Origin of the sequence: Actinomadura litoris (genome assembly GCF_009733595.1) — a bacterium.
Taxonomy (GTDB): domain Bacteria; phylum Actinomycetota; class Actinomycetes; order Streptosporangiales; family Streptosporangiaceae; genus Spirillospora; species Spirillospora litoris.
The window spans coordinates 280,363-295,201 of sequence record NZ_WOFH01000003.1 but is presented as its reverse complement, the minus strand read 5'-3'; the positions used below and the strand labels follow the sequence as shown (position 1 = coordinate 295,201).

The following is a 14,839-nucleotide window of genomic DNA, read 5'->3' as shown; positions in this document are numbered from 1 at the left end:
CGTCACGGGGATTCCTGGGGTTGTTCGAGGCGGTCGGCCAGGGCGTCGAGGAGGTGGCGGGCCAGCGCGTCGGGGGTGGGGTGGTCGAAGACCACGACCGAGGGCAGGTCCAGGCCGGTGGCCGCGCAGAGCTGGTTGCGCAACTCCAGGCCGGTGAACGAGCTGAAGCCGAGTTCGAGGAACGTCGTGGCCGGGTCCACCTCCCCGGCGGTGTGGTGGCCGAGGATCGCCGCCGCGTGGTCGGTGACCAGGCGCAGGAGCTCGGCCTCCCGCTTGTCTCCCGGGAGTTCGGCCAGGCGGGCGCGCAGTTCCCCGGTGTCGCGGGGGGTGCTCGCGGCGCGCGCCGCGTCCAGGACGCGTCCGGCCTCCGGGACGGCGGACAGCAGCCCGGCGCCCCGGCCGCCCCGGCGGGAGGCGAACGCCGGCCAGTCCACGTCGGCGATCGCGGGGAACGGGTCGTCGGCGTCGAGGACCTGGCGGAGCACGGTCGCGGCGGCCCGCGCCTCCATGGGACGCAGGCCGGGCGCGGTGTCCTCGCCCTCCAGCGGCCCCCAGGCGATGGCGGCGGCGGGCAGGCCGCGCGAGCGCCGGTGGTGGACGACGGTCTCGGCGAGCGCCTCGACCGGCACCCGCCACGCGGGACGCGCGTCGCCCATCGCCGCGCCGAACTCCCCGAACAGCAGGAACACGTGGAGGTCGCGGTCGCGGGTCAGCTCGTCCAGGTTGCGGACGGCCGCGATGTCGTGCGGGGCGGTGTCGCCCGCGGCCGGGTCGTGGACGGTGTGGACGGTGTGGACGACACCGGTCAGGCGTCCCTCGGCGGCGAGCGTGGCGAGCAGCGCCGCGAGGGCGTCGCGGTCGGCGGGGTCGCAGTCGGTGACGTGGACGTCCGTCCCGAGCGCGGTGAGTTCGGCCTCCAGGACGGCGGCGCCGCCGCTCTCGGCGCCGGGCGTGCAGGCCAGGACGAGGCGTTCGGCGCCGTCGTCGGCCAGGCAGCGGGCGGCGTGCGCGATCGCCCGGGTGAGCGGGCCGGTGAGCAGGACGGTGCCGTGCGCGCGGCGCGGCCGCTCGGGGGCCGCCGCCGTGGGCGTGGCCCTGACCAGTCGGCGGGCGTAGGTGCCGTTCGCGCGGACGGCCAGGCGGTCCTCCCCGTCCGAGGCGAGGGCGCGGAGCAGGCGTCCGGCGAGGGCGTCGTCGAGCCTGCCGGGCAGGTCGATGGCCTTGGCGTTCGGGGGCGGGAAACCGGCGGTGGCCTGCTCCTGCGAGGTTCCGTCTCCGGCTTCGTCCACGGTGACCGCGCCGCGCGTCACCCACCACAGCGGCGCGTCGATGTCCGCCCCGGCCAGGGCGGCGGGGAGCGGGTCCCCGGGCGCCGGGACGACGAGAACGCCCGACAGGTCCCGGCCGTCGAGGGCCGCGAGGAGGTCGTCCTTGTCCGCTTCGGGGTGGACGGAGATGGTGGTGGCGCCGCGTTCGGTCAGGGCGGCGGCCACTCCTAGGGGGTCGTCGGCGGCGGCCAGGACCAGCCATGTGCCCGGCCGGGTCGGTGCGGCGGTCTCCGGGAGCGGGCTCCAGGTGACGCGGTAGCGCCAGGTCCGCCGGCGGTGCCAGGCCGACAGCACCGGCAGCAGCGTGGTCAGCGAGCGCCGCTGGTCGCCGTTGACCTGGAGGATCCGGGACAGGACGTCGAGGTCGCCGCCCTCGACCGCCGTCCAGAACGCGCCGTCGGACGAGGCGCCCCCGGCGGTGTCGGCGGAGGCGTCGAGCCAGTAGCGGCGGTGCTGGAACGCGTAGGTGGGCAGGTCGGTGGGGGTTCCGCCCTGATCGCTGAGCAGACCCCGCCAGTCGACGCTCGCACCCGAGACCCACACGTGGGCGAGCGCGGTGAGGAACGTCGTGGCGTCGGGGCGGTCGCCGCGCAGCGCGGGGACGAGGACGCGCGGCTCGGCGGCCAGGCACTCGCGCGCCATCGCGGTGAGCACGCCGTCCGGGCCGAGTTCGACGAACGCGGTGACGCCCGCCGCCTCCAGCGCGCGGACGCCGTCGAGGAAGCGCACCGGTTCGCGGATGTGCGAGGCCCAGTAGCCGGGGGAGGCGAGCTGCTCCGCCGTCGCGGGCCCGCCGGTCAGGTTGGAGATCAGCGGGATCGTCGGCGGGTGGAAGGCCAGGCCCTCGGCGACCCGGCGGAACTCCTCCAGCACGTCGTCCATGTGCGGGGAGTGGAAGGCGTGGCTGACGCGCAGCCGCTTGGTCTTGTGGCCCGCCGCGCGCCAGTGCGCGGACACCTCCGCGACCGCGTCGGCGTCGCCCGACACCACGACGGACGTCGGGCCGTTGACGGCGGCGATCGCGACGCGTCCGGCGTGGCCGGCCAGGGATTGCAGTACCTGCGACTCCCCGGCCTGGATCGCGGTCATCGCGCCGCCGGACCGCGCCGCCTGCATGAGCCGTCCCCGGGCCGCGACCAGCGCGCAGGCGTCGTCGAGGCTCAGCACGCCCGCGACGTGCGCGGCGGTCAGCTCGCCGATCGAGTGGCCGATCACGTGGTCGGGCGTGAGGCCGTGGTGCTCGAACAGCCGGAACAGCGCGGTCTCCACGGCGAACAGGGCGCACTGGGTGTAGCGGGTCTGGTCGAGCAGCGCCGCGTCCGCCGTCCTCGGCTCCGCGAAGATCACCGCGCGGAGGGGGCGGTCGAGGTGCGGGTCGAGGTGCGCGCACGCCTCGTCCAGCGCCCGCGCGAACACCGGGAACGCGGCGGCGAGGTCGCGGCCCATGCCGAGGCGCTGGCTGCCCTGGCCGGTGAACAGGAACGCGGTCTTACCGCTTGGGTCGGCCCGTCCGCGCAGGACGTGGAACGCGGGACGGTCCTCCGCCAGCGCCGCGAGGCCCTTGTCGAGGGCGTCGCGGTCGCCCGCGACGATGACGGCGCGCTCGTCGAAGGCGGTGCGGCGCGCCAGCGAGAAGCCGACGTCCACGGGGCGGAGGGGCGCCTGCGACCGCAGGTACTCCCGCAACCGGCTCGCCTGGCCTTGGAGGGCGGGGGCGCCGCGTCCGGAGAGGACCACGGGGGTGACCGGGGGCTCGTTCCGCTCCGGTTCCGTCGAGGTCGCGGAGGGGGGTTCCTCCAGGATGACGTGGGCGTTCGTGCCGCTGATCCCGAACGAGGACACCCCGGCGCGGCGGGGGCGCCCGTTCCTGCCCCAGGGCCGCGGTTCCGCCAGCAGCGCGACGTCGCCGGACGTCCAGTCGACGTGCGGGGACGGCTCGTCCACGTGCAGCGTCCGCGGCATGACCTCGTGCCGCATGGCAGCGATCATCTTGATCATGCCCGCGACCCCGGCGGCGGCCTGGGTGTGGCCGATGTTCGACTTCACCGACCCCAGCCAGAGCGGGCGGCCCTCGGGGCGGTCCTGGCCGTAGGTCGCGAGCAGCGCCTGCGCCTCGATCGGGTCGCCGAGCGTGGTGCCGGTGCCGTGGCCTTCGACCACGTCCACGTCGGAGGGTTCCAGCCGGGCGTCGCTCAGCGCGGCCCGGACGACCCGCTCCTGCGCCGGTCCGTTCGGCGCGGTGAGGCCGTTGGACGCGCCGTCCTGGTTGACCGCCGAGCCCCGGATCACACCGAGGATGGTGCGGTCGTTGCGCTGCGCGTCCGACAGGCGCTCCAGCAGCAGGACGCCCGCGCCCTCGCCGAAGCCCGTGCCGTCGGCCGCGCCCGCGAACGCCTTGCACCGGCCGTCGGCGGACAGGCCGCGCTGGCGGGCGAACTCCACGAACAGGCCCGGCGAGGCCAGCACCGTGACGCCCCCCGCGAGCGCCAGCCCGCACTCGCCGCGGCGCAGCGCCTGGACCGCCAGGTGCACGGCTACCAGCGACGACGAGCAGGCCGTGTCGATGGTCACCGCCGGGCCCTCGAACCCGAACGTGTAGGCGATCCGGCCGGACGCGACGCTCGGCGCGCTGCCGTTGCCGACGAAACCCTCGTACTCCTGCGGGACGCGGCCGAGCCGCGCGGCGTAGTCGCTGTACATCACGCCCGCGAACACGCCGGTGTCGCTCGCGCGGAGCGTCGCCGGGTCGATGCCCGCCCGCTCGACCGCCTCCCACGTGGTCTCCAGCAGCAGCCGGTGCTGCGGGTCCATCGCGGTCGCCTCGCGCGGGCCGAGCCCGAAGAACGCCGGGTCGAAGCCGTCCGCGTCGTAGAGGAACGCGCCGCGCCGCGTGTAGAAGGTGCCGGGGCGGTCCGGGTCGGGGTCGTAGAGCGCGTCGACGTCCCAGCCCCGGTCGGCGGGGAACCCGGCGACGGCGTCGCCGCCGGTGTCCACCAGCCGCCACAGCTCCTCGGGGCTCCGCACGCCGCCCGGGAAACGGCAGCCGATCCCGACGACCGCGACCGGCTCCCGCGCCGCGTCCTGTACCTCGGCGAGCCGCCGCCGGGTCCGCTGCAGGTCCGCGGTCACCCACTTGAGGTAGTCGACGAGCTTTTCCTCGTTGTTCTTGGCGTCGCTGGTCATCGGTCCTCGCTCCGGCGTCCGTCGGCTGGCTCGGTACAGGTCAGTGGTGGTCGGTGAGGTTGCGGCCGAGTTCGGTGTCGATGAAGTCGAAGATCTCGGCGGTCGACGCGTCGCGGATGCGCTCCTCCTCCGCCGGGGCCTCCTCGGCCGGTCCGGTCCCCCAGCGGCGCAGCATCGCCTCAAGCCGGGCGGTGATCGCCGTCCGGGCCCGCTCGTCGTCCGAGAGGCCCGCGAGCCGCTCCTCAAGGCGGTCGAGGTCCTCGGCGGCGGACGCGGCGCCCGTGTCGTCCGGCGCCAGCTCGTCGTGGATGTGCCGGGCGAGCGCGGCCGGCGTGGGCCGGTCGAAGATCAGCGTCGCGGGCAGCCGCAGACCGGTCGCGGCGTTGAGGCGGTTGCGCAGCTCCACGGCCGTGAGCGAGTCGAAGCCGAGCTCCTTGAACGCCTGGTCGGCCTCGACCGCGCCGGTCGTGTGCCCGAGCACGGCCGCCGCCGTGGAGCGCACGGTCTCCAGGACGAGCGCGTGCCGCCCGCCCTCGTCCAGCCCGGCGAGCCGCCGCGCCAGCGACTCGCCGGGAGCCGCGTCCCCGCCGCGGGCGGCCGCCGGGACGAGCCCCTCGAACAGTGGCGACAGCACGCCCCGCCCGGCCTGCTCCCGGAGCGCGGGGAGGTTGAGCCGCGCCGCGACCACGACGGGCTCGCGGGTGCGGAGCGCCGCGTCGAACAGGCCGAGGCCGTCCTCGGGGGTGAGCGGGACGACGCCGTGCCGGCTCAGCCTGCGGTGGTGCTCGCCGGTGAGGTGGTCGGTCATCGTCGTGACCAGCGTCCACAGGCCCCAGGCGATCGACACCGTACGGGCGCCGCCCGGGAGGGGGTGGCGCGCGAGGGCGTCGAGGTAGGTGTTCGCCGCCGCGTAGTTGCCCTGGCCCGGGTTCCCGGCGATGCCCGCGAAGGAGGAGAACAGCACCAGCGTCCTGATCGGGTGGACGTCGGCGAGGCGCCGCAGGTTCCCGGCCGCCGCCGCCTTGCCGCGCCATGTCGCGCGCATGTCGCCGCTGGTGAGGGCGTGGATCGGCGCGTCCTGGGTGATGCCCGCGGTGTGGATGACGGCGGTGATCGTGTGGGCGGCCGTCACCTTGTCGAGCGCGTCGGCGTCGGCTGCGTCGCACGCCTCCACGGCGACCTCGGCGCCGAGCCCGGCCAGCTCGGCTCGCAGTTCGGCCGCGCCGGGGGCGTCCGGGCCGGTGCGGCTGACCAGCAGCAGGCGCCGCGCGCCGTGGCCGGTGACGAGGTGGCGCGCCGTGAGCATGCCCAGCGTGCCCGTCCCACCGGTGATGAGGACCGTGCCGTCCGGGTCGAACCAGTCGCCGCCGTCGGCCGGTGCCGCCTGGACGAGGCGCGGCGCGAACAGCTCGCCGCCGCGGATCGCGACCTGCGGCCTGCCGGTCGCGAGCGCCGTCGCGAGCGTGCCGGGCTCCAGCCGGTCGGCGTCCAGCGCCATGAAGCGCCCGGGGTGCTCGTTGCCCGCCGTGTGGACCAGGCCCCAGAGGGGGGCCGCTGTGAGGTCGGGGGCGTCGGTGTCGATGGCGTTGTGGGTGATGACCACCAGGCGCGCATCGGCGAAACGGTCGTCGGCCAGCCATCGCTGGATCAGCGTCAGCGTCCTCTCGGCCGCCGACAGGGCCTCGTCCTTTTCGTCCCGCCGGTCTACCAGGACGAAGTCGGGGACGCCCGCGTCGGCGATCGCGTCCAGGTCCGGGAAGGCCGGGACGCCCAGGTCGCCGCCGCCGAGGGCCGCCATGCTCGACCCGGCGGGCGCGGGTGCCGTGAGCCGGTGCCAGCGGACCGCGTACGGCTGCCGCCGCGCCGACCCCAGCGCCGCCAACTGCGCCCGCGGGATCGGACGGGTGTGCACCGCGCCGATCGTGACCACCGGGCCTTCGTCATCGCTGATGGTCAGCGGGGTGCCGTCGCCGTCCGCCGGCCGGAGGCGCACCCGCGCGCCCGTGACGGCGGAACGGTGCGCGACGACGCCGGAGAAGGCGAACGGCAACCGCACCTCGTCGCCGGACGTCCCGCGCAGCGCGAGCGCGTGCAGCGCCGCGTCGAGGAGCGCCGGATGCTGGACGAAGCCCCGGGTGTCGGCGCCGGACGGCAACTCGATCCCGGCGTAGAGGGTGTCGCCGTCCTGCCGCGCGGACCTCAGGCCCTGGAAAAGGGGGCCGTATTCGTAGCCCTGGTCGGCGAGGCGCTCGTACATGCCGTCGATGTCGATGGGCTTCGCGGTTTCTGGGATCTGCCCGTCGTAGGTGTCTGGGGGTGCGGCTGTGTCGTTGCCGACCACGCCTGTGGCGTGTCGCGTCCATACGTCGTCGGCGCGGGAGCGGATGGTGATGGCGCGTTGCCCGCCCTCGTCCGGGCCCAGGACGACCTGGAGGTGCGTGAGGCTTTCGTCCAGCGGGAGGGGCGCGTGGAGGGTGAGTTCGTGGACGGCGGGGTGCGTGTGGAGCGCGAGGTCCAGGAACGCGGTCCCGGCGAGAAGGGCGGTGCCGCCGATCGTGTGATCGGTGAGCCAGGGGTGGGTGGTGGTGGAAACGGCTCCGGTGTAGACGGTCGTCCCGTCGGGGAGTTCGTTGGCGGTGGCGAGGAGCGGGTGGTCGGCGGTCTGGAGGCCGAGGTGCGGGGCGTCCGTTGTGGACGGCGCCGCCGCCAGCCAGAACGACTGGTGCTGGAAGGGGTAGGTGGGGAGGTCGGCGGGGGGCGCGTCCTTGGGGAGGAAGGGCGTCCAGTCGATGGTGGTGCCGTGGACGTGGAGGTGTGCGGCGGAGGTGAGGAATCGGTCGAGGCCGCCTTCGTCCCGCCTCAGCGTTCCGGTAACGACGGTTTCGCCGTTGACGTCGGTGTCGCTGATAGGCGTGGTGAGGACGGGGTGGGCGCTGGCCTCTACGAAGGTGCTGTGTCCGTCGTTGAGGAGTTGTTGGATGGCGGGTTGGAATTGGACGGGGTTGCGGAGGTTGTTGTACCAGTACTGGCCGTCAAGTTGTTCGGTGTCGAGGCGTGTTCCGGTGAGGGTGGAGTAGAAGGGGATGTGCGGGGTTTGTGGCGAGAGGTCGATCAGGTCGGTGAGGATCTGGTCGCGGATGCGTTCGGTGTGGGCGCAGTGGGAGGCGTAGTCCACGGGGAGGACACGCGCCTTGATTCCCTCGGCCTCGCAGCCTTTGACGATCGCGCTTATCGCGTCCGGGTCGCCGGAGATGACGGTGGCCGAGGGGCCGTTGAATGCCGCGATCTCCACACCGTCATGGGCGGCGATACGGTTCTGTGCTTCCTCGTGCGGAAGCGGCAAGGACGCCATCGCGCCGGTGCCGGAGAGGGCGGTGAGTGCCTGGCTGCGCAGTGCGACGACTTTGGCCGAGTCGTGGAGGGTGAGGGCTCCGGCGATGTGTGCGGCGGCGATCTCGCCTTGGGAGTGCCCGATGACCGCGTCCGGGGTCACACCGGCCGACTTCCACAGTTCGGCCAGGGACACCATGACGGCCCACAGCGTGGGTTGCAGGACGTCCACCCGCTCGAATCCGGTTCCCTCGCGCAGGACTTCTTCGAGCGACCAGTCGATGAAGGGGTTCAAGGCATCGGCGCAGCGCTTGATGGCGTCGGCGAAGACCGGCGACTCGTCCAGGAGCGTGGCGGCCATTCCCTGCCACTGCCAGCCCTGCCCGGGGAACACCAGCACCGTCTTGCCGGGGGTACCGGCGCGGCCTTGGACCAGGTGGGGTGCCTCGGCGCCGATGGCCAGGGCCCGCAGGGCTTCCTGGAACTGGTCGTGAGTCTCGGCGACGATGACAGCGCGGTGATCGAGAGTCGCACGGGTGTTCGCCAGGGCGGTCGCCACGCCCGCCACGTCATCGGTCACGCTCGTGAGCCGGTCGGCCTGGGCGCGCAGGGCGGGTTCGGTTTTCGCCGAGATCAGCCATGGCACCGGTCCCGACGACTCCGCCGGCTCCGTCGCCGGTTCTTCTGGGGCTTGTTCGAGGATGATGTGGGCGTTGGTGCCGCTGATCCCGAACGAGGACACCGCAGCGCGGCGCAGCCCGTCCTTGTCCCAGGGCTGGGGTTCGGTGAGCAGTGACACCGCACCGGCGGACCAGTCGACGTGCGGGGACGGCTGGTCCACGTGCAACGTCTGGGGAAGGACACCCGCACGCATCGCGCCGACCATCTTGATGACGCCTGCGACTCCGGCGGCGGCCTGGGTGTGCCCGATGTTGGACTTCACCGACCCCAACCACAACGGACGACCCTCCGAACGCCCCCGCCCATAGGTCGCCAACAACGCCTGCGCCTCGATCGGGTCACCCAACGCCGTACCCGTCCCATGCGCCTCCACCACGTCCACATCACCACCGGTCAAACCCGCATTAGCAAGAGCCTGCGTGATCACGCGCTCCTGCGAGGGGCCGTTGGGCGCGGTCAGGCCGTTCGACGCACCGTCCTGGTTGACCGCCGAACCACGCACCACCGCCAACACCCGATGCCCGTTGCGTCGGGCGTCCGAAAGGCGTTCCAAGAGCAACAGCCCGACGCCCTCGCCCCAGCCCGTCCCGTCGGCGGAGGCCGCGAACGCCTTGCAGCGGCCGTCCACCGACAAGGCCCGCTGCCGCGAGAACTCCACGAAATGGGTCGGGCCCGCGATGATCGTGGCGCCGCCCGCCAGGGCCATCGTGCATTCGCCGTTCCGCAGCGACTGGACCGCCAGATGCATGGCGACCAGCGAAGAGGAGCAGGCGGTGTCCACCGTGATCGCCGGGCCCTCCAAACCGAACGAATAGGCGATCCGACCGGACGCGACGCTCGTCGTGTTGCCGACGGCCATGTGCCCTTCGAGTCCCTCGGGGACGGCACCGGCGCGCGCGGCATAGTCGCCCGCCGTGACTCCGGCGAAGACCCCGGTGCTGGAGCCGCGCAGCGCGTTCGGGTCGATGCCGGACCGCTCGAACACCTCCCAGGCCGTCTCCAGCAGCAGTCGCTGCTGCGGGTCCATCGCGGTGGCCTCACGCGGCGATATCCCGAAGAACGCCGCGTCGAACCCGTCGGCGTCATGCAGGAATGAACCGCGCCGCGCATAAGAGGTGCCGACGTGGTCGGGGTCCGGGTCGTACAGCGCCTCGACGTCCCAGCCACGGTTCATCGGGAAATCGGATACGGCGTCGCGCCCTTCGGCCACCATTCGCCACAGTTCTTCGGGTGACGAGGCACCACCGGGATACCGGCAAGCCATTCCGACGATCGCCACCGGCTCGTCCATGACAGCAGCGGCGACGACCGCTTCCGAGGACGAGGAGGCACCCGACAGTTCACCCACCAGGTAGGCCGCGACCGCCTCGGGCGTCGGATGGTCGAACACCAGCGACGCGGGCAGCCGCAGGCCCGTTACCGCGCTCAGCCGGTTCCGCAGTTGCAGCGCGGTTAGCGAGGTGAAACCGAGGTCCTTGAAGGCCCGGTCGGTCGCGGGCGTGTCGGACGCGGCGAAGCCGAGGGCCCGGCCGACCTCGGCGCGGACGAGGTTCAGCACTTCCCGGTCGCGTTCGCGCGGCGGCAGGTCGGCGAGCGGGAGGTCGCGCCCGGACGCGGCGGCCCGGCGCCTGGGCGCCGGGACGAGCCCGCCGAAAACGCTGGGCAGCATCCCTGACTCGGCCTGGGCCCGCAGCGCCTTCGGGTTGAGGCGGGCGGCGGCGATGACCGCGTGATCGGGGACGGCGAGGGCCGCGTCGAGCAGGGCGAGGCCCTGGTCGGGGGTGAGGGGCGCGACGCCGGTGCGGCGGATGCGGGCGAGTTCGGCTTGGTCGAGCGATCCGGCCATGCCGCTTTCCCAGAGTCCCCAGGCGATGCTCGTCCCCGGCAGCCCCTCCGCACGGCGACGGCTCGCCAACGCGTCCAAAAACGCATTCGCCGCCGCGTAATTCGCCTGCCCCGCACTCCCCGCCAACCCAGCAAGAGAAGAGAACAACACAAACACCGACACATCCCGCATCAACTCATGCAGATTCCACGCCGCATCCACCTTCGCCCGCAACACCGCATCCAACGCCCCACCCGACAGCGAAGCGATCGTCGCATCCTCCACCACCCCGGCCGCATGAACCACGGCAGTGACCCGCACACCAGACAAGGCCCCAGCCAAAGCATCACGGTCAGCGACATCACACGCCACCACCGACACCTCAGCCCCAAGCCCCACCAACTCATCCCGCAGAGCCCCAGCACCCCCACGACGACTCATCAACATCAGATCGCGGACACCGTGCTCCACCACCAGATGCCGCGCCACCACACCACCCAGCACACCCGTACCACCCGTGATCAGAACCGTCCCATCACCCCACGAACCACCCACGCCCTCAGCGGCGGCGCGAGCGAGGCGCGGGACGAGGAACTCTCCCTCCCGGAGGGCGATCTGGGGTTCCCCGGTGGCCAGCGCGGCACCGATGCGCTCGTCGGTGAGGGCGTCGTCGGCGTCGAAGAGGACGAACTGACCGGGATTCTCCGTCTGGGCGCTGCGGACGAGCCCCCACACGGCCGCCGCGCCCGGGTCGCCGGGCTCGGTGCCGGCGACGGCCATCGCGCCGCGTGTCAGCACGACCAGCCGGGAGTCCTGGGCGTCCGTCCGGGACAGCCAGTCCCGGACGGCCCGCAGCACGTCACGGGCGACGGTGTGGGCGTGGGCGGCCGCGTCGCCGTCCGACGGCGGCACGGCATGGACCACGAACGGCGGCGCGTCCTCCTGGCCGAGCGCGTCGCCGACCGGTACCCATTCGACGGGCAGCAGCTCGCCCGCGCGGGACGGCTCGGCGGTCTGGAGGGGTTCGGTCCGCACCGTCCGAGCGGTGGCGACGAGGCCGCCGGACGGGTCGGTCAGCGTGAGCGCGAAGGCGTCGCCGCCCGCCGGGACGAGACGCGCGCTGACCGCCGACGCGTCCGACGCGTGGACCTGGAACCCCTCGATCGCGGTGAGCCGCTGCGGCTCGCGGTCGGAGGCGAGCAACTGAAGCGCCGACTCCAGCAGCACAGGATGGACGCCATATCCCGAGGGATCGATCTCGGAGTCCAGGGCGAGTTCGCCTGAGACCTCCTGCCTGCCGGCGGGAGCCACCGGCCCGGGCCCGGCCGGGCGGATCTGCCCAGCCGCCAGCCGTGTCCACGCGGAGTCGTCGTCGGTCCGGCCGTGGACGGTCACGGAACGGGCGCCGTCCTCCCCTGCCGCGCCCACGCTCACCTGGAGCTGCACGACTCCCTCGGTCGGCAGGACGAGGAGCGGGTCGATCGTGAGGGAGTCGACGAGGTCGCCGTCCGCGACGCCGAGGACGATGTCGGCCAGCGCCGCGCCCGGCAGCACCGGCCGTCCCCCCGCGTGATGGCCGTCGAGCCACGGGTGGTCCTGGACGGTGAAGCGGCCGAGGAAGACCGTCCCCTCGCCGTCGGCGAGGGTGAGGGCGGCGGCGAGCAGCGGGTGCGGGGCGCCGTCCAGCTCGGAGGACGCGAGGTCCGCGCCGGGCTCGGGGCGCAGCCAGTAGTGACGGCGCTGGAAGGCGTAGGTCGGCAGGTCGACGTGCGGGGCCGCCGGGTGGAGCGCGCCGGGGTCGACGGCGTCGGTCACCGTCCGGACCTGCGCGAGGGCGGCGGCGGCCGTGAGCGGCTCGGGCCGGTCCTCGCGCAGCGTCGGTACGGCGGTCGGCGCGTCGCCCCGGGCGAACGACGCGCCGACCGGGTCTGAGCCCGCCAGGCATTCGTGGACGAGGGCCGTGAGCGTGTCGTCCGGCCCGACCTCCACATAGGCGGCGGTCCCCTCGCGGTGCAGGGTGCGGACGCCGTCCAGGAACCGGACGGGCGCGCGCAGATGCCCCGCCCAGTAGCCGGGGTCGCGCACCTGCTCGGGGTCGGCGAGGCGGCCGGTCACGTTCGACACGATCGGGACGGCGGGCGCGTGGAAGGCGACGCCGCGCGCGACCTCCAGGAACCGGGCCGCCGCCTCGTCCATGTGCGGGGAGTGGAAGGCGTGGCCGACGCGGAGCCGCTTGGTCTTGCGGCCGAGGGCGGAGACCCGGGCGGCGACCTCGGCGACCGGCTCCGCGTCCCCCGACAGCACGACCGAGGCGGGCCCGTTGATCGCGGCGATCGCCACGGTGTCCTCGTGGCCCGCCAGCAGCGGGGCGACCTCGTCCTCGGCGGCCTGGACAGCGATCATCGCGCCGTCGGTCCGCGCGTCCCGCATGAGCCGTCCGCGGGCGGCGACGAGCGCGGCCGCGTCCTCCAGCGTCCACACCCCGGCGACGTGCGCGGCGGTCAGCTCGCCGATCGAGTGGCCCATGAGCAGGCCGGGGCGCAGGCCCCGGTGTTCGAGGAGCCGGAACAGCGCGGTCTCCACGGCGAACAGGGACGCCTGCGTGTAGAGGGTCTGGTCGAGCAGGGCGGCGGCGCCGCTACCCGGGTCCGCGAACAGGACGTCGCGGAGGGGGCGGTCGAGGTGCGGGTCGAGGTGCTCGCACACCTCGTCCAGCGCGCGGGCGAACACGGGATCGGCCGCGTGGAGTTCGCGTCCCATGCCGGGCCGCTGGCTGCCCTGCCCGGTGAAGAGGTAGGCGACGCGTCCGGGGGTGAGGGCGCCCTCGACCACGCGGGGGGACGGCTCGTCCGACGCGAGGGCGGCCAGCCCCTCCAGCCCGGACGCGAGGTCGTCGGCGAGGACGACGGCGCGGTGCTCGAACGCGGTCCGGGTCGTCGCGAGCGCCGCCGCGACCTCGCCCAGCGGCACGTCACCGGCCCCGGACAGGTGCTCGCGGAGCCGGGCCGCCTGCGCGCGGACCGCGTCCCGCGTGCGGCCGGTGACCAGCAGCGGCACCGGGGCGGGGTCGCCGTCCGCGACGGGGTCGGCGGCCTCGGGAGCCGGGGGCTCCTCCAGGATGACGTGGGCGTTGGTGCCGCTGATCCCGAACGAGGACACCCCGGCGCGGCGCGGGCGCTCCCCCGCCTCCCACGGCCGGGACTCGGCCAGCACCGACACCCCGCCCGACGACCAGTCGACATGCGGGGACGGCTCGTCCACGTGCAGCGTCCGCGGCAGGACGCCGTGCCGCATCGCGCCGACCATCTTGATGATGCCGGCGACCCCGGCGGCGGCCTGGGTGTGGCCGATGTTCGACTTGATCGACCCCAGCCACAGCGGGCGCCCCTCGGGACGGCCCTGCCCGTAGGTCGCGAGCAGGGCCCGCGCCTCGATCGGGTCGCCGAGCGTCGTGCCGGTGCCGTGGCCCTCGACCACGTCCACGTCGGACGGCTCCAGGTGGGCGTCGGCGAGCGCGCGGAGCACGACCCGCTCCTGCGCCGGTCCGCTGGGCGCGGTGAGGCCGTTGGACGCGCCGTCCTGGTTGACCGCCGAGCCCCGGATCACGCCCAGGATGGTGCGGTCGTTGCGCTGCGCGTCCGACAGGCGCTCCAGCAGCAGGACGCCCGCGCCCTCGCCGAAGCCCGTGCCGTCGGCGCCGCCCGCGAACGCCTTGCACCGGCCGTCCACCGAAAGGCCGCGCTGCCGGGCGAACTCCACGAACAGGCCCGGCGACGGCAGCACCGTCACCCCGCCCGCGAGCGCCAGCCCGCACTCGCCGCGGCGCAGCGCCTGGACCGCCAGGTGCACGGCTACCAGCGACGACGAGCAGGCCGTGTCGATCGTCACCGCCGGGCCCTCGAACCCGAACGTGTAGGCGATCCGGCCGGACGCGACGCTGGTCGTGGTGCCCGTCAGCATCTGCCCGCCGTACTCGGCGGGGACGCGCGGCGGCGCGTAGTCCTGCGCGATCGCGCCGACGAACACGCCCGTCCGGCTGCCGCGCAGCCGGGTCGCGTCGACCCCGGCGCGCTCGACGGCCTCCCACGCGACCTCCAGCAGGATCCGCTGCTGCGGGTCCATCGCGGTCGCCTCACGCGGGCTCAGCCCGAAGAACTCGGCGTCGAAGTCCCCGGCGGGCAGGAACCCGCCCTCGGTGACGTAGGTGGTGCCGGGCGTCTCCGGGTCCGGGTCGTACACGCCGGCGAGGTCCCAGCCGCGGTCGCGGGGGAACGGGCCGATCGCGTCGCCCGCCCCGGCGACCAGGCGCCACAGCGCCTCCGGCGAGTCGACCCCGCCTGGATACCGGCAGCCCGCGCCGACGATGGCGATCGGCTGCCGGTCCTTCTCCTCGACCTCGCGCAGCCGCCTGCGGACGGCCCGCAGGTCCGTCGTGGCCCGCTTGAGGTAATCCCGGAGCCTGTCTTCGTTCGCCATGGAAGCGTCCACCTCG

The 14,839-nt window shown here is 74.2% G+C and carries 2 protein-coding genes; both read right to left on the bottom strand.

What is annotated here, in order from left to right:
• Nucleotides 1–2: 2 nt before the first annotated feature.
• A complete protein-coding gene (locus GNZ18_RS09175; protein WP_156215829.1) occupies nt 3–4,511 on the bottom strand; it encodes a type I polyketide synthase in 4,509 nt (1,502 codons plus the stop codon).
• A gap of 40 nt (nt 4,512–4,551) precedes the next feature.
• Complete coding sequence (locus tag GNZ18_RS09170; RefSeq protein WP_156215828.1) at nt 4,552–14,823, bottom strand: type I polyketide synthase; 10,272 nt, start codon at nt 14,821–14,823, stop codon at nt 4,552–4,554.
• Between the last annotated feature and the right edge of the window lie 16 nt (nt 14,824–14,839).